At 70.7% G+C, this 15,493-nt stretch carries 12 protein-coding genes; 4 read left to right on the top strand and 8 right to left on the bottom strand.

The features are described 5' to 3' along the window. Positions 1 to 8 precede the first annotated feature (8 nt). The 5 genes from ACZ7SW_RS19905 to ACZ7SW_RS19885 form a co-directional block, all read right to left on the bottom strand. The gene (locus tag ACZ7SW_RS19905; protein WP_470231888.1) at positions 9 to 956 is read right to left on the bottom strand and encodes a glycosyltransferase; all 948 of its coding nucleotides are present in this window, start codon (positions 954 to 956) and stop codon (positions 9 to 11) included. Positions 957 to 1,077: 121 nt separating this feature from the next. After that, entirely contained in the window at positions 1,078 to 1,452 is a 375-nt protein-coding gene (locus tag ACZ7SW_RS19900) for a hypothetical protein (protein WP_470231887.1), read from the bottom strand. Between the two features lie 388 nt (positions 1,453 to 1,840). Beyond that, positions 1,841 to 2,881 carry an ABC transporter substrate-binding protein gene (locus ACZ7SW_RS19895; protein WP_470231886.1) on the bottom strand — a complete coding sequence of 347 codons (1,041 nt, stop codon included), beginning with the start codon at positions 2,879 to 2,881 and terminating at the stop codon, positions 1,841 to 1,843. A 35-nt stretch (positions 2,882 to 2,916) separates the two neighbouring features. After that, complete coding sequence (locus ACZ7SW_RS19890) at positions 2,917 to 3,783, bottom strand: ABC transporter permease (RefSeq protein WP_470231885.1); 867 nt, start codon at positions 3,781 to 3,783, stop codon at positions 2,917 to 2,919. Beyond that, the gene (locus ACZ7SW_RS19885) at positions 3,780 to 4,580 is read right to left on the bottom strand and encodes an ABC transporter ATP-binding protein (protein ID WP_470232001.1); all 801 of its coding nucleotides are present in this window, start codon (positions 4,578 to 4,580) and stop codon (positions 3,780 to 3,782) included. The genes ACZ7SW_RS19890 and ACZ7SW_RS19885 overlap by 4 nt, the downstream gene beginning before the upstream one ends. A gap of 286 nt (positions 4,581 to 4,866) precedes the next feature. Here ACZ7SW_RS19885 and ACZ7SW_RS19880 point away from each other — a divergent pair, with 286 nt between their 5' ends. The 3 genes from ACZ7SW_RS19880 to ACZ7SW_RS19870 all read left to right on the top strand — a co-directional run bounded on the left by ACZ7SW_RS19880 (position 4,867) and on the right by ACZ7SW_RS19870 (position 8,475). Next, positions 4,867 to 6,468 carry an ATP-binding protein gene (locus ACZ7SW_RS19880; protein WP_470231884.1) on the top strand — a complete coding sequence of 534 codons (1,602 nt, stop codon included), beginning with the start codon at positions 4,867 to 4,869 and terminating at the stop codon, positions 6,466 to 6,468. Beyond that, positions 6,465 to 7,136, top strand: a complete 672-nt coding sequence (locus ACZ7SW_RS19875) for a response regulator (RefSeq protein ID WP_470231883.1) — start codon at positions 6,465 to 6,467, stop codon at positions 7,134 to 7,136. The genes ACZ7SW_RS19880 and ACZ7SW_RS19875 overlap by 4 nt, the downstream gene beginning before the upstream one ends. Before the next feature lie 199 nt (positions 7,137 to 7,335). Continuing rightward, complete coding sequence (locus tag ACZ7SW_RS19870) at positions 7,336 to 8,475, top strand: alkaline phosphatase family protein (protein WP_470231882.1); 1,140 nt, start codon at positions 7,336 to 7,338, stop codon at positions 8,473 to 8,475. Between the two features lie 85 nt (positions 8,476 to 8,560). On the opposite strand, the gene ACZ7SW_RS19865 is transcribed toward ACZ7SW_RS19870, so the two are convergent. Continuing rightward, complete coding sequence (locus tag ACZ7SW_RS19865) at positions 8,561 to 11,473, bottom strand: AfsR/SARP family transcriptional regulator (protein WP_470231881.1); 2,913 nt, start codon at positions 11,471 to 11,473, stop codon at positions 8,561 to 8,563. Between the two features lie 194 nt (positions 11,474 to 11,667). Here ACZ7SW_RS19865 and ACZ7SW_RS19860 point away from each other — a divergent pair, with 194 nt between their 5' ends. Continuing rightward, positions 11,668 to 13,368 carry a CHAP domain-containing protein gene (locus tag ACZ7SW_RS19860; protein WP_470231880.1) on the top strand — a complete coding sequence of 567 codons (1,701 nt, stop codon included), beginning with the start codon at positions 11,668 to 11,670 and terminating at the stop codon, positions 13,366 to 13,368. Positions 13,369 to 13,444: 76 nt separating this feature from the next. Here the strand turns inward: ACZ7SW_RS19860 and ACZ7SW_RS19855 are convergent, their stop codons facing one another. Further along, on the bottom strand, positions 13,445 to 14,257 hold the full coding sequence (locus ACZ7SW_RS19855; RefSeq protein WP_470231879.1) for an oxidoreductase: 813 nt from the start codon (positions 14,255 to 14,257) through the stop codon (positions 13,445 to 13,447). A gap of 4 nt (positions 14,258 to 14,261) precedes the next feature. Beyond that, positions 14,262 to 15,443, bottom strand: a complete 1,182-nt coding sequence (locus tag ACZ7SW_RS19850; RefSeq protein WP_470231878.1) for a cytochrome P450 — start codon at positions 15,441 to 15,443, stop codon at positions 14,262 to 14,264. Positions 15,444 to 15,493: the final 50 nt, after the last annotated feature.

The following is a 15,493-nucleotide window of genomic DNA, read 5'->3' as shown; positions in this document are numbered from 1 at the left end:
TGCTGCTGTCAGTCCCGGACACCCGCCAGCCGTTCCAGTTCCGGCACTCTCCGGGCGGGCGCGGGGGTTTCCAGCACCTGCGCCCGCACCTTCTCCGCAGACGTGGCGAACGACGGCTCATCAAGCAGCCGCGACAACTGCGCGCGCAATTGGCCAGCGGTGACCTGCTCGTGTTCCAGCACCAGACCGGCTCCCTGCCCGGCCAGGAGGTCGGCCGAGCCCGCCTTGTCCCACATGTTGCCCGGGATCACCAGTTGCGGCACCCCGTGCACCACGGCGTTCCCGATCGTGCCCGCGCCGCCGTGGTGGATCGCGACCACCTCGACATCGAGGCCTGCCACCGCGTCGAAGAGGTCGCCGACTGAGAACCGGTCGTCGCCCCACAGGTCGCGCCGGGACATGCCCAGGGTGACGCAAACCCGGCGGCGCGAGGGCGGCTCGGACAGCCACGACGGCACCGTCGGCGGGCCGCTGCAGGGCACGCCGCACCGGGAGGTAGTCCACGCCGACCGGGTCCACGGCGGCAGCGGGTCGAGCGTGCGCTGCCCGAGGACGAGTTCCTCGTCGAACGCACAGCTGTACCGTTCCAGCTTGCCCGACCGCCGCTCCGCCATCGGGTCGGCTCCCTTTTCTCCGCCCAGTTCGGCGAAAAGGCCGCGCATGCGGGCCCAGTGATCGAGACCGAAGACCATCCGGACGTGCGCCGCGCGGCTGGCTCGCGCGGCGATCGGGCCACGCCGCGGACGTAGTACAGGTGAGCCGGTCTTCCCGGGTCGCGGTGATGTCGAACTCCCAGTCGAAGACAGTCTTGCCGACGGGCCGTTCCTGGTCCTTGCCGTTCCGCCCGCCCAGATCCAGCACCGGCCCGACCGCGATCGCGGGCAGCCCGGTGCGGACGATCGCGTCGGCGAGATCCGGCTGAGCGGCGCCCCGGACGTCGTGACCAGAACCTTCATCGAGTTCTCCCAACCCATTCTTCGATCGGGCGCCCCGGAAACGCATCCCCATGTCCGACTCCGGGCGGTGTGGTCCGAAATCCGGGAAAACATACCAATCAGTACGGTTTGAATGCTGCCCCTAGATGTCTCGCCAGGGGCGGTGCTTGATCGACGCCCGCGGCCGGTTCGCGCGCGTCGACGGGTGGGGCGGATACCCCCTGCCGCGGTCGAGACGCCCTCGGCGACCAGCAGGGGCGATCGTCCGAGGAAACGACCCCTTAGTCAGCTCAGCCCGGTCGCTGACAATCGTCGCCGGACGGCGCACCGGAGTGTCCTCGCGAGAGTTGCCCTGCTCGGCCATCAACTTGCCGAGATTCGCCAGCGCCTGCAGCTTTCCGGCACGAAAAAACCGCATCGCGTTACCAATCATCCAGGCCAGCCGGGGCCGGACCAGGAGACCACGGAAGCAAGGGGTGAGCACGCCGCCGTAATCCTTCGCCGTGACCGCGGACACCGGGATGCCACCAGGAATCGGAGACAGCTCCGGGGGAGCTGCCGTCCACAGGGCACCCGCTGCCAACGAAAAATATTTGTGCCATCGACAGCTGCCGAGACCTTGCGTCTCTCGGCGAACCAGTACGAGGACGCCGACAAGCGGCCCGCGGAAGCACTGCGCGAGTTCCATTGGGACGCGAAGTGACGTCAGCACACCCCCGCGGATGCAGTGCGCCCTCCCCGAAACAGACCCGACGACAGCGGCGGCACTGGCAGCCCTTTCCGGGGAGAGCCACCAGAAGCGACGACGCGGCGGACAATCTCTGATCGGTGAGAACCGCCCAGGACCTGGACCGCCGGACAGCTGTGCCCGGGCACGGCGAGCACCCGGGCACGGCAGAACCGCGTCAATGCGCGGCGTTGACGAACTTATCGGTGTAAGTCTTCCCGAGGTCGATCTGCTTGCCCTTCACGTCCGGGTTGAACGCCTGCAGGACCGTGAGATTGGTCTTCGGGCCGTCCGGCGGCATGATCCCGGTCGGGTTGTAGATGCCCTTCTCGTTGTCGAACGCCTTGGCGTAGGCGTCTTTCCCGGAACCGGCGTAGTAGTCGGCCGGCATCACGCCTGCCAGTTGCGCGCCGTTGTGGCCCTGGATCCATTTGAGGGCCTCGACATACGCGTTCACGAGCTTCTGCACCACGTCCGGGTGGCTGTCCACGTACTTCGTGGTCATGTACAGCGACGTCGCTGGGTACTCGCCTCCCAGCTGCTGTTTGGTGCCGGCCGCCGTGCGCATGTCCAGCAGGACGAAGGCGGCGCCCTGGGCCAGGGCAGTCGAGACCGTCGGCTCGGTCGTCATCGCGCAGTCGACGTTGCCGTGCTGCAGGGCGCCGATCAGCGTGGCCCCGGCCTGCACGCCTACCCGGTGGATTTTCGTCGGGTCGACGCCGTTCTTCCGCGCCAGGTACTGGGTCAGGAAGTCAGTGGAGGAACCGAGGTCGGTCACTCCGAGGTTGCGCCCGGACCAGTCGGCGGGCGAATGGATCTGGCCGCGCACCTCGTTGCGGCACAGTTCGACCTCGCCCGGCGTGGTCAGCATCGACACCACCGATTCCATCGACTGGCCGAGCCCTTGCATGGCGATGGTGTGGTCGTAGAACCCGCCCACGCCGTCGACCTTGCCCGCGACCATGTTCGTCGTCGCGTCGACCCCGGCTCCCTCGTCCTGCAGGGTGACGTTCAGGCCCTGCTTCTGGTAGAAGCCGAGCCGCTGGGCGAGCATGAACGGCAGGTAGATCTGCTTGTTCAAGCCGCCGACCATGATGCTCACCGGGGTGCCGGTCCCGCCGGTGGAGCTGGTGCCGGCGTTCTGGCTCGCGGTCGAGGCGCAACCGGCCACGGCGAGCAGCGCCGCCGCGAGCACGGCTGCCAATTTCTTCGCGGACACGGGGATCTCCTTTGTTCGAGCGGACAATCGGGGGGTCACAGGTCCGGGCCGGACAGCTGGGCGGGCCGCCAGCGCAGCAGCCGGCGTTCGAGGCGGGTGATCAGCCATTCGGCGATGAGCGCGACGACGCCCATGATCACCATCGCCGCCCAGACGCCGCTCGCGTCGAAGGTGCCCTGCGCGTTCTTGATCAGCACGCCGAGACCCGCGTAGCCGCCGAGGAATTCGCCGACGATCGCACCGATCAGCGCGAAGCCGAAGCTCACGTGCAGGCTCGCGATGATCCAGGTGAACGCCGAGGGCAGCACGACCTGCCGGGTCACCTGCCACCGTGACGCGCCGAGGATGCTCGCGTTGGCGATGAAGGTCCGGTCGACCTCGCGGGTGCCCTGGAAGGCGTTGAAGAACACCCCGAAGAACACCAGCACGATCACCAGCAGGATCTTGGATTCGAGCCCGAGGCCGAACGCCAGGACGAAGACCGAGCCGAGAACGATCCGCGGGATCGCGTTGAGCACCTTGATGAACGGGCCGAACACCTCCGACAGGAACCGGATCCGGCCGAGCGCGATGCCGCAGACGATGCCCAGCACCGTGCCGATGGCGAAGCCGATCAGCGCCTCCTCGATCGTCGTCCAGATCTGGCTGCCGAGCGAGCCGAGCGCGGTGCCCTCGGTCACCCACGACCGCAACCGGTCGAAGATGCCCGACGGGAGCCCGTACAGCACGATCGCGTGCTGGTCCCCTTGCACGAGCAGCTGCCAGCCGCCCAGGAGCACGACCAGCACCGCCGCCTGGACGGTGTGTACAAGGACTGTGCGTGTCCGGCGGCGCGAACGGCGGGCGGCCGCGGCTTCCGCTCCCGCGACGGGGTTCGCGGGCGATTCCGCTTCGGTCGTCATGCTCCCGCCTCCCCGCTGATCCGGGTGGTCTGCGCGTACGCCAGGTCGACCTCCGCGCGCAGGGCGTCCCAGATCCGCTGGTACAGGTCGACGAACCGGCGCTCGAAACGGATTTCCTGCACCACCCGCGGGCGCGGCAGATCGATGGCGAACCGGGCCTTGACCGTCGCCGCCGGGCCCGCGGTCAGCACGACCACCGTGTCCGCGAGCGCGATCGCCTCTTCGAGGTCGTGGGTCACGAACACCACCGCGGGCCGGGTCAATTCCCACAGCGACAGCAGTTCGTCGGACATCTTCGCCCGGGTCTGCACGTCCAGCGCGCTGAACGGTTCGTCCATGAGCAGGATCCGCGGCTCGTTGATGAGGTTCTGCGCGAGCGCGACCCGCTTGCGCATCCCGCCCGACAGCTGGTGCGGGTACCGGTCCTCGAATCCGCTCAGCCCGACCCGGCGGATCCAGTCCCGCGCACCGGAAACCGCCGCGCGCTTGGCCGCGCCGCGGAACCTCGGCCCCGCGGAAACGTTGTCCAGCACCGTTTTCCACGGCAGGATCGCGTCCGTCTGGAACATGAACCCCACCCCGGGCGTGATGCCCGAGACGGCCGCGCCGTGCACCCGGACCGAGCCGGTCGAGGGCTGTTCCAGGCCCGCGACGAGGGTCAGGGTCGTGGACTTGCCGCAGCCGGTGGGACCGACGACCGCGCAGAATTCGCCGGGTGCCACCTCGAGGTCCAGGTCGCGCAGCGCGGTGTAGGGCGTCGGCCCCTCGGTGGCGAACTGCTTGGTGACGTCCCGCATGGCGATGGCGGCCGGCGCGTCGCCGCCCGGCGGTCCGGATCTGGGTGCGTGCACGGTGGCGTCCTCTCGATCGGGGCCGATTCCGTTCGAGGAGGCTAAGAAGCGCCGCGGCGCGGCGGAACGTTGCGTGCGATACCAGCGATCAGTGCGCTTTTCTCGGGTTCTGCTCATTAAGTGCGCGCCGGACCGGACGATCCGGGCGTACCGGCCGCGGTTTCTTGGCATCCGCGCGGTCTCGTGGTGTCATGCGGGACGCCCCTACGACAAGTGGCAGAGCGGAGCGGTCATGTGGCGGTCACGTCCTCTCGCCTCGCAGCTCCTCGTCGCCGTGCTCGGGATCCTGCTCGCCACCGTCTCGGCCGGAGCCCTGCTCTACGTGAAGCTCGCCGGCCAGACCCTCGACACGCAATACGGACAGCGGGCGCTCGGGATCGCGAACACCGTCGCGCAGATGCCGTCCGTCCGCGACGCCCTCGTGCGGCGCGATCCCGGCCACGCCGTCCAGGCTGCCGCCGAGCAGGTCCGGCTCGCCACGGGTGCGTCGTACGTCGTCGTCACCGACCGGTCCGGGCTTCGCTACTCCCATCCCAACACCGCGCTCGTCGGCCAGCGCATCGAGGAACCGGTGGCGGCCCTCGACGGGCAGGGCCACCTCGGCATCGACAACGGCAGCCTCGGCCGGTCCGCCAACGGCAAGGCGCCGATCTCCGGCCCCGGCGGCGGGATCGCGGGCCAGGTTTCGGTGGGGATCCTCGAAGAACAGGTCACGAGCGAGCTGGTGAGCGACATCCCCTGGGTGCTGCTCTACTCCGGGCTGGCGCTGGCCATCGGGATGGCGGCGTCCCTGCTGCTCGCGCACCGGATCAAGCGCGCGACCTTCGGCTTGGAAGTCTCCGAGATCGCTTCCCTGCTCCAGGAACGGGAAGCGATGCTGCACGGCATCCGCGAGGGCATGGTCGGCCTCGACCGGCACGGCCGCGTCGAGGTGATCAACGACGAGGCCCGCCGGCTGCTCGCGATCCCCTCCGCCGCCCGCGGCCGCGACCTCAGCGAACTCGTCCCGCCCGGCCGTCTCCGCGATCTGCTCACCGCGCCCGCCGCCGACGACGAGGTCGTCCTCACCGACGAATTCCTGTTGGTGGTCAACAAAATGCCGGTGGTCCTCTCCGGACAGGACGCCGGTTCGGTGCTCACCTTGCGCGACCGCACCGAGATGGAGGGCCTGGTGCGCGAACTCCACGCCGTCACGGGCCTCACGACCGCTCTGCGCGCGCAGGAACACGAGTTCGCCAACCGGCTGCACGTCCTGTCGGGGCTCCTGGGCCTGGGCGAAACGGAGGAAGCCGGCCGCTACCTCACCGAAATCGCGCACGGCCCGGCCGCGCAGGCGACCGGTCTTCGCGCCCGGTTCTCCCCGCCCGAACTCGCGGCGCTGCTTTCGGCCAAGGTCGCCATCGCCGCCGAGCGCGACGTGCGCCTCGAGGTCGACCCCGGTTCCGGGCTCGACCTCAGCACCGCCGACCCCGGCGCGCTCGTCACCGTTCTCGGCAACCTCATCGACAACGCCGTCGACGCCGTGGCCGGGCAGCCGGGAGAACGCCGGGTGCGCGTTCTCGTCGACACCCTCGGCCCGGACGTCCGCATCGTCGTCTCCGACACCGGTCCCGGCATTCCGGAGGAAGCGCTGCGCGAGATCTTCGTCGACGGCTACTCCACGAAAACCCCGCGCCCGGGCACGCGGCGCGGCCTCGGTCTCGCCCTCGTCTACCGGCTGGTGCGCCGGTCCGGCGGATCGATCGCCGTGGACGGCTCGGCCGGGGCGCGATTCGACGTGCTGCTCCCGAATTCCCGTTCCCGCGCCGCGCTCGAACCCGCGGAGCACGCATGACGATCCGGACCCTCGTCGTCGACGACGACTACCGCGTAGCCGCGATCCACGCCGCCAGCATCGACCGCGTGCCCGGCTTCGCCTCCGTCGGACGGGCCCACACCGCGGCGGAAGCCCGCGCCCGAGTCGAGGAACTCCGGCCGGACCTGCTGCTGCTCGACGTCTACCTGCCCGACGAGGACGGCCTCTCCCTGCTGCGCGACCTGCGTTCGGGAGGCGCCCCGCCCGGGTGCATCGTGATCACCGCTTCCCGGGACCTCGGCACGGTCCGTTCCGCCATCCGTCTCGGCGCCGCCTACTACCTGGTCAAGCCCTTCGGTTTCGAGCAGCTGCGCGAGCAGTTGACGGCGTACCGGAGCTGGTGTGAACGCGCCTCCGGAAGCGGCGACGTCGATCAGGCCACGGTGGACAGTCTGTACTCCATTCTCCGCGGCTCCGCACCGCGTACGGACCCGCTTCCCCCGACCATGCGCAAAGTCCTCGACACGCTTCGCCGGGCCGGGCAGCCGCTCGGTGCCGAAGCACTCGCGAGCACGCTGGGCATCAGCCGTCCCACGGCGCAACGCCATCTGAGCGAGTTGCACCGCCGAGGTTTCCTCAGCCTCGAACTGGAATACGGAAGCGCGGGCCGCCCGACACACCGCTACGCGGTCACCGCCGAGCACTGACCCGGACGCCCGGCGCGAACCCGGCGAACAGCCCCTTCCGCGCAATCGGCGATATCCCGGGCAGGGCAAGGGAATCCGGTTGCTCCCATCGGGTTTCCCGGTGGCCGGGGCACCCGCGGCGGGCGATCATTCAGCGGAACCGGCGCGACCGGAGCGTCCGGCCGCGCGGCCCGCCCGCCGGAGCACCGAAGGGATCGCCATGGCCGCCACCGGCCCGATCGACCACGTCGTCGTCCTGGTCCAGGAGAACCACACCACCGACAACTACTTCCGTTCGATGGCCGCGTTCGGCGCGAACGTCGCGACCGGCTGGCCGGTCTCCCCCAACCCGCCGAAGTCCGACCAGCCGCACGACCGCAAGGCCTACTACCGCTGGCTCACGAAGAAGAGCACCGGGGCCCGCGTCCAGTTCGACACGGTCGCCGATCTGCCGTTCTACGCCTGGCTCGCCGCGAGCGGCGCGTTCGTCGAGAACCACTGCGCCGGCTACGGCACCAACTCGACGCCGAACCACCTGCTCATCGTCGGCGGCCAGACGCCGACGCTGCGCAATCCGCCTCGCAGCCAGGCCGACCCGGTGTGGGACATGCCGTCCCTGCCCGGCCTCGCCGCCGACCACGGCGTGAGCTGGAAGGCATACACCGGCAGCAGCGGATATCCCGTCGAGTTCTACCAGCAGCTCAAGGGGTCGCCCGAGATCGTGCGCTCCGCCCAGATCATCGCCGACGCGCAGGCCGGCGCACTGCCCGCGTTGTCGATGGTCTGGCACGATTCACCGTACGACGAGCACCCGCCCGCGGACGTCGGCAAGGGCGAGGACACCGTGTGGCAGGTCGTCGACGCGATCGTGAAGGCCGGGCTGTGGGACTCGACGGTCTTCTTGCTGACCTGGGACGACTGGGGCGGGTTCGACGACCACGTGGCCACGCCGAACGTCGAGATCACCCCGGACGGCGTCCAGCTCGCCCACGGCCCGCGGGTGCCGCTGCTGATGTTCGGCGGACGGGTCAAACCCGGCATCGACCACCGCTGGTCCTGGCATCCGAGCATCCCGAAGACCGTCATCGACCTGCTGGGGCTGCCGAAGCTCGGCGTCCCGCGCGTCGATGGCGACCGCGGGCTCGCCGACCTCGTCGACCTCTCCCCCGGCGCGAAACCGAACCCGCCGCCCCCGGCGCACGGGACCGCGATCACCCAGCCCACGCCGCCGAAGCCCACCCCGGCCCCGGCCCCGGTGCCGCCGCCTCCCGTCGCCAAACCGGTGCCGGTCGGGCCGGTCCTGCTGCGCGGCGGGGGCACGCTGCCGCCGCCGAACGACGTGCCGTTGACCGTCCGCTGAGGACTGTGGAGACCAGGAACGCCTTTCGGCACTGGAAACTCGACCGAGCGGCGCGGTTTTCCGGGCAGGCACGGCGGTTGCCAGGTCACGGCGACGACGGCGGCACCGGACCGTTCGCCTGGTTCGCGCCGCCGATCGTCTGCCATAGCCGCAGCGCCCTCTCGTGGTGTCGGAGCGCCAGATCGGCGGCACCAGCAGCGGCGTCGAGGTCGCCGATCAGGTGCCAGCACGCGGCCTCGTCCTGGCGGTCGCCGTGCCGGTGGAACACTTCCGCGGCGCGCTCCAGCGCCGGGCCCGCCCGGTCCCGGTCGTGCTGGCCGGCGTACACGCGGCCGACTTCCAACAGCGTGTACGCGGCGCACCGCTCGTCGGACAGTTCCTCGAAAGCGGACAGCGCCTGCCACAGACAGCGCAGAGCCTCGTCCGGATCGCCGCGCTGATCGTGCAGCCGGCTGCACCGGCGCAGCACGACAGCGACCCGGTGCCCGTCGCCGAGCGCCCTGGCCTGCCGCAGCGCCGCGTCGAACCAGAACTGCGCCTCGTCGAGTTCGCCCCGCACGAGCCGCAACACGCCAATCGAACAGGACAGCTGCGCTTCGAGGTGCGGGTCGCCCTCGGCGACCACGATGGCCAGCGCCTGCTCGACCCGGTCGAGCGCTTCGGCGTAGTGGCCCTGGACCCGGCTGACGGTGCCCAGCATCGTCATCGACAACGCCTCGCCGCGCTTGTCCCCGCGCTCTTGGCACAGCCCGGCCGAGGATTCCAGGGCACGCGTCGCCGCGTCGAACTCGTCGCGGTAGATGTGCAGCTGGGCCAACCCGCGCAGCAGCACCGCCTCGCCCCGGACGTTGCCCGCGGCCAGTACCGCGTCCAGCGCCAGCCGGTGCCCGTGCTCCCAATCCTGATACAGGCACCGGTGGTCGTAGTAGGTGACCGCGGCGGCCGCCAGTTCCCAGGCCAGCTCGTCCATTCGCCAGTCCGCGGCGAGCTTCACCGCGGCGAGCAGGGTGTCGCGTTCCGCGTCGAACCAGCAGGCCGGATCGGCCAGCAGCCGGTCCGCGACCGCGCCGGGCAACGGACGGCGCGGCGCCGGACCGGGCACCGGGACCAGGAGCCCGGCGGGCAGCCGGGCCGCGCCGCGCCCGGCCAGATCCAGCCAGGACGCCAGCACCCGGACGATCGCGTCCCGCTTTTCCTCCGCGGGCAGCCCGGCGGCGAGCTCGACGGCGCAGGTCCGGATCAGGTCGTGCAGACGGTAACGCGGCTGGCCGGCCGCGTCGGTGGCGGTCAGCCGCACCAGGCTGGCGTCCACCAGGGTGTCCAGCACCTCGTCCGCGTCCGCGCGGTCCAGCAGCGGGCCGAGCACCCAGCCGGGCAGGGTGCAGGCGCCGAGCAGACCCAGCAGGCTCAGCGCTCGCACCGCGTCGGGAGGCAGCAGCCGCAAGCTCAGCCCGACGCTGGCGCGCACGCTCAGATCCCCGATCTTCAGCTCGGCCAGCCGCCGGGACTCGTCCTCGAGCCGTTCCCGCAGCACCCGCAGCGACCAGGCCGGACGGGCGGCGAGCTTGGCGCCCGCGATCCGGATCGCCAGCGGCAGGTTGCCGCAGCAACCGAGGATCGCGTCGGCCTCCCCGGGTTCGCCTTCGACCCGCCGCTGCCCGACGATGCCGGTGAACAGCTCCCGCGCCTCCGGCGGGCTCAGCGTGTCCAGGTCGAAGCGCCGGGCGCCGGGCAGATGCGTCACCAGGGTGCGGCTGGTGATCACCACGGCGCAGCCGCCCGCCCCGGGCAGCAACGGCAGCACCTGGTCGGCGTGGCCGGCGTCGTCGAGCACCACCAGCATCCGGCGGCCGGCCAGCGATGACCGGTACAGCGCGGCGCGTTCGGCCAGCCCGTCCGGGATCCCGCTGCCGGTGATCGAGAGCGCGCGCAGTGCCTCGGCCAGCATCAGGGCCGGGTCCCGCGGCTCGTCCGAGGTCGCGGCGAGGTCGAGGTAGAGCTGGCCGTCGGGGAAAGCGCCGCCGGCCAGGCGCGCGGCGTGGGTCGCCAGACAGGATTTCCCGACCCCGGGACCGCCCACGATAACGGCTACCGGGACCCGGTTCGGTTCCGACGTCTCGAGCAGCCGGGCGAGTTCGGCGAGGGTTTCGGCCCGGCCGACGAAATCGGGGACGTCCAGCGGCAGTTGACGCACCGGCAGCGCCATCACCGGTTCGGGGTTTTCCGTTGGCATGGCGGCGGATCCGCTCGCCGGAACCTCCAGTGCGGGATCGGCGGTCAGGATGCGCTGGCGCAGCGCCTGGATCGGCGGGGTGGGGTCGACGCCGAGTTCGCCGCTCAGAGTCCGGCGCAGCCGCTCGTAGGCCTGCAGCGCCTCGCCCTGGCGACGGCACCGGTAGAGGGCGACCATCAAGTGTTCGGCGACCTGCTCGTCATACGGGTGCTCGCGGGCCAGGACCCGCAGCTCCTCGACGACTTCGCGATGACGCCCCGCCTCCAGTTCGATGCCCAGGCAAAGCGCGTGCGCGGCCACGCGCTGGTCGTTCAGCCGGGCCGCCTCCGACTCCAGGACCCGGCTGGAGAGGTCGGACAAGGCGTTGCCGCGCCAGCAGTCCAGCGCGCGCCGCAGCGCGGCGGCGGTCTCGGACGGGACCGTGCTCCGTTCGGCGAGGCGCCGCTCGCGGTCGAACTCCAGCAGGTCGAGCTGGTCGGCGGCGAGGCGGATCTGGTAGCCGCCGCGCCGCGTGCCGATCAAGGAGGCGGGCGCCCCGCATCCGGCGAGGTTGCGGCGCAGCCCGGACACCGCGTCCTGGACCTGGCGCACCGCGGTGGCGGGTTCTTTCCCGTCCCACATCACGGCGACGAGCCTGCCCATGGCGACGAGGCGGTTGGCGTCGAGCAGCAGCGCGGCCAGCATCTTGGCCTGCCGCGGCCCGTCGAAGCGGACCTCGCGCCCGGCGATCCGGGCGTGCAGCGGCCCCAAAACGCCGAATCGCATGTTCCCCCCAGAACACGGAGCGACGAGCGCCGCTCCGGGCAGATCTCACGCTAGGACAAATCTAGGACGGCCGGCGGGAGCGTGTCCATAGCGTCCCGCTCGCCGGCGCCGAAGACCGGCAGGCGGGCAGCGCGCGGCCTTCGGCCGCGCTGTGCGCCTTTTGACGACGATCGACGGTTTTGGGGGAAACAACCATGCTTTCCGCGCACAACCGCCTCAGATCCCGGCTTCTGGCCGGGCTGATCGGGGCCGTTCTCGGCGGGGCCGCACTGGCGAGTGTCGGCACGCCCGCCGCGTCGGCTGCCACCGGCAGCCAGATCGTGAGCATCGCCAACGCGAACCTCGGCAAGGGGTACTGCGGCACGAACAGCGCCGGCGGCACCGGCTTCGACAACAGCTGCACCGGCGGAGGCGAGTTCTGGTGCGGCGACTTCGTTTCCTGGGTGTGGCAGCGGGCGGGCGTCCCCGTTCCCGCCAGCGCTCCCGCCTCGGTCCCCAGCTGGATGAACGTCTCCGCCTACCATTCGCTCGGCAGCGGATACGTCCCCCAGCCCGGTGACGCCGTCATCTTCGGCGACGACCGCTACCCGACCGACGGTTCCCACATCGCCATCGTCACCGACTACAGCAACGGGCTTTTGTCCGATGTCGGCGGTGACGAAGGCGGCAGCGGGAGCGGCAGCGCTTTCTGGTCCAGCAGCAAGGTCCAGGCCGACGAGGGCAACGGCGGCCCCTGGAATCCGCACGACAAGCTGTTCCCCGGCAAGAGTTACGAGATGTGGGTGCTCGGCTACGTCAGCAGCGGCACGTCCACGCCTCCGCCTCCGCCGCCGAGCACGCTGCCGCAGGGCGGCTCCGGGATCGCGGCCGACACCAACGGCGGCTTCGCCGTCGCCTGGCGGGGCCGCGACGCCAACAACAGCCTCTGGGTCGGCACCGGCGCCAGCACCTCTCTGCCGGCCCACGGCGACCCCTACGCGCTCGGCGTCGCCGAGAACACCAAACCCTCGATCGCCACGTTCGCGGACGGCAGCTGGGTCACCGCTTGGCAAGGCCGCGATGCCAACAACAGCCTGTGGATCGCCACCGGCAAGGGCAACACCATCACCGCCAAGGGCGCACCATGGTCCCTCGGCGTCGCCCCGAATACCAGCCCCTCCATCGTCCCGCTCCCGAACAACCAGTGGGAGGTGGCGTGGCAGGGCCGCGACGCCAACAACAGCCTCTGGCTGGCGACCGGCCAGGGCACGTCCATCACCGCGAAGGGCGCCCCGTGGTCTCTCGGCGTCGCACCGGGCACCAGTCCCTCGCTGGCACCGCTGTCCAACGGCGGTTTCCAGGTGGCGTGGCAAGGCCGCGACAGCAACAACAGCCTCTGGGTCGGCACCGGCACCGGCGTCGCTTTGTCCTCCTACGGCGATCCCTGGGCATTAGGCGTCGCCGCCAACAGCAGCCCGTCGATCGTCACGCTGCCCAACGGAAACTTCCAGGTGGCGTGGCAGGGCCGCGACGCCAACAACAGCCTCTGGCTGGCGACCGGCCAGGGCACGTCCATCACCGCGAAGGGCGCCCCGTGGTCTCTCGGCGTCGCACCGGGCACCAGTCCCTCGCTGGCACCGCTGTCCAACGGCGGCTGGGAAGTCGCTTGGCAGGGCCGCGACAGCAACAACAGCCTGTGGCTCGGCACCGGTGCCGGAACCTACTTCTCCTCCTACGGCGATCCGTGGGCCCTGGGCGTTGCGGCGAATGCCAGCCCCTCGATCGTCACGCTGTCCAACGGCGGGTTCGAAGTGGCGTGGAAGGGCCGGGACGCCAACAACAGCCTGTGGCTGGCGACCGGCCGGGGTTCGTCCATCTCCGCGAAGGGCGACCCTTGGGCGCTCGGCGTCGGCTGACTTTTTCAGCTCCACGCACGTCCTCGTGTCCTGCGGGTCCGCCCCGCAGGACACGAGGCGTTCCTGCCTCTCGCCGCTACCGGATCGAGCGGGTGACCAGTTCGTCGAAATCCCGGTCGGGCAGGGTTCGGTTGAGCTTCAACAGTTCCTCGGCGTGCAAGCCGACGGCGTAGCGGGTCTCCGGCGGATCAGCTTCCACAGCCCGCCGGACGGTTTCGGCGACGACAGCGGGATCGGTGCCGTCCGCGAGGCCGGTTTCGGATCGGCTCGCCATCGCCTCGGCCATCCCCCGGTACGGGCCGTTGCCCGAGTATTCCCTGAGCTGCGAGGCGGTCTGGTCTTCGAATTCGGTCTTGATGATGCCGGGCTGGATGACCACGACCTCGATGCCGAAGGGCCGGACCTCCATGCGCAGCGTGTCCGAGTAAGCCTCGAGCGCGTGCTTGGACGCGTAGTACCAGGCACCGAGCGGCAGACTGATCTCCCCGCCGATCGACGACACGTTGACGATGCGGCCCGACCCTTGCGCGCGCATGGCGGGCAGCACCAGCTGGACGAGCCTCGCCGGCGCGAAAACGTTGACCTGGAACAGATCGCGGGCCGCGTCCAGCGGGACGTCTTCGGCGGCCCCGTGCCGCACCGTCCCGGCGTTGTTGATCAGGACATCGATCCGTCCCTGTTCGTCCAGGACGGTGCGGACGGCACGGTCGAGATCGGCCTCGCTCCGGGTGTCCATGGCGAGCGGATGCCCTCCGGCGGCCCGGATTTCGTCCATTTTGGACAGACGGCGCGCGGCCCCGTAGACGAGGTGCCCCGCCTTCAGCAGTTCCACAGCGGTGGCGCGGCCGATTCCCGCCGATGCCCCGGTGAGCAAACAGACTTTCGGCACGGGGTCAGGCCTCCCAGGCGACGGGCAGCTGGTGGACGCCGTAGATGAGCATGTCGGTGCGCAGGGCGATGTTTCCGGCGGGAACGGCGAGGCGCAGCGACGGGAACCTGGTCAGCAAGGCCGGAAGGGCGACCCGCATCTGGACGCGGGCGAGCTGCTGGCCGAGGCATTGGTGGATGCCGTGGCCGAAGGCGACGTGCCCGCTTGTTTTGCGGCGCAGGTCGAGTTCTGCCGGCACCGGAAAGTGCGCGGGATCGTGGTTGGCCGCGGGCACCGAGATCGTGACCGCCTCGCCGGCGCGCACCTGTTCGCCGCCGAGTTCGAGGTCTTCCAGCGCGGTGCGCACGGTGAACGGGATGATGCTCAGGTAACGCAGCAGTTCTTCGACCGCGTTGTCGGCCAGCTCGGGGTCGTCGCGCAGGAGCGCGAGCTGGCCGGGGTGTTCGAGCAGCGCGAAGACGCCCAGCGCGAGCATGTTCGTGGTGGTGTCCAGGCCCGCGGCCAGCAACGAGAACCCGACGTTGACCAGCTCGGTGTCGGTGAGATCGCTGCCGGTCAGGTCGCTGAGCAGGTCGTCGGCGGGGGCTTTGCGTTTGGCAGCGGCCAATTCGCCGATGACGCCGAGCACCGCGCCGTAGGCTTCGCCGGTTTCCCCGGGCGTGTTGTCCAGCCGGAAGAGGGCGAGCGCGTGCTGCTGGAATCGGTCCCGCGCGGCGTAGGGAACCCCGAGCAGTTCGCAGATCGTCTGCGCCGGCAGCGGTCGCGCCAGGTCGGTGACCACGTCGGCCGGACTGCCGCGCTCGGCCATGGCGTTCAGGCAGTCGTCCGCGACGGCCTGGATCCGCTCGGTCAGCCGGCGCATCCTGCGGACGGTGAACTGGCCGGCGAGCAGCCGCCGGTAGCGAGTGTGCTCGGGCGCGTCCATGCTGCCGAACATTCCCGGCGGCGCCGGCTCGTCGCTGGCGGCGGCGCCGGGGATCGGCATGTGCCGCAGTTCCGCTCGCGCGCTGAACCGGCGGTCGGCCAGCACCTCGCGGGCCAGGGCGTGACCGGTCACCAGCCATCCGGCGTGCCCGTCCGGGTAGTCCAGCCGGCTGAGCGGACTCTTCTCGCGCAGTTCGGCCAGCCCTCGCGGCGGGTCGAACGGCAGGCCGGCCGATCGCTCGGTCGGCAGTGTGCTGGTCATCGCCAGCTCCCTTCCCGTGAACCTCTTGCGGGAAACGGTAGGGCGATGTT

The sequence above is a fragment of the Amycolatopsis sp. NPDC114484 genome (genome assembly GCF_055633755.1).
The sequence above is the reverse complement of the archived record's forward strand: the minus strand, read 5'-3'. Positions and strand labels throughout refer to the sequence as shown.

What these genes read in the sequence shown, in the direction of transcription:
- ACZ7SW_RS19905 (WP_470231888.1), bottom strand. Translation starts at nt 956, where the DNA reads ATGAAGGTTCTGGTCACGACGTCCGGGGCGCCGCTCAGCCGGATCTCG.
- ACZ7SW_RS19890 (WP_470231885.1), bottom strand. Translation starts at nt 3,783, where the DNA reads ATGACGACCGAAGCGGAATCGCCCGCGAACCCCGTCGCGGGAGCGGAA.
- ACZ7SW_RS19885 (WP_470232001.1), bottom strand. Translation starts at nt 4,580, where the DNA reads ATGCGGGACGTCACCAAGCAGTTCGCCACCGAGGGGCCGACGCCCTAC.
- ACZ7SW_RS19880 (WP_470231884.1), top strand. Translation starts at nt 4,867, where the DNA reads ATGTGGCGGTCACGTCCTCTCGCCTCGCAGCTCCTCGTCGCCGTGCTC.
- ACZ7SW_RS19875 (WP_470231883.1), top strand. Translation starts at nt 6,465, where the DNA reads ATGACGATCCGGACCCTCGTCGTCGACGACGACTACCGCGTAGCCGCG.
- ACZ7SW_RS19870 (WP_470231882.1), top strand. Translation starts at nt 7,336, where the DNA reads ATGGCCGCCACCGGCCCGATCGACCACGTCGTCGTCCTGGTCCAGGAG.
- ACZ7SW_RS19865 (WP_470231881.1), bottom strand. Translation starts at nt 11,473, where the DNA reads ATGCGATTCGGCGTTTTGGGGCCGCTGCACGCCCGGATCGCCGGGCGC.
- ACZ7SW_RS19860 (WP_470231880.1), top strand. Translation starts at nt 11,668, where the DNA reads ATGCTTTCCGCGCACAACCGCCTCAGATCCCGGCTTCTGGCCGGGCTG.
- ACZ7SW_RS19850 (WP_470231878.1), bottom strand. Translation starts at nt 15,443, where the DNA reads ATGACCAGCACACTGCCGACCGAGCGATCGGCCGGCCTGCCGTTCGAC.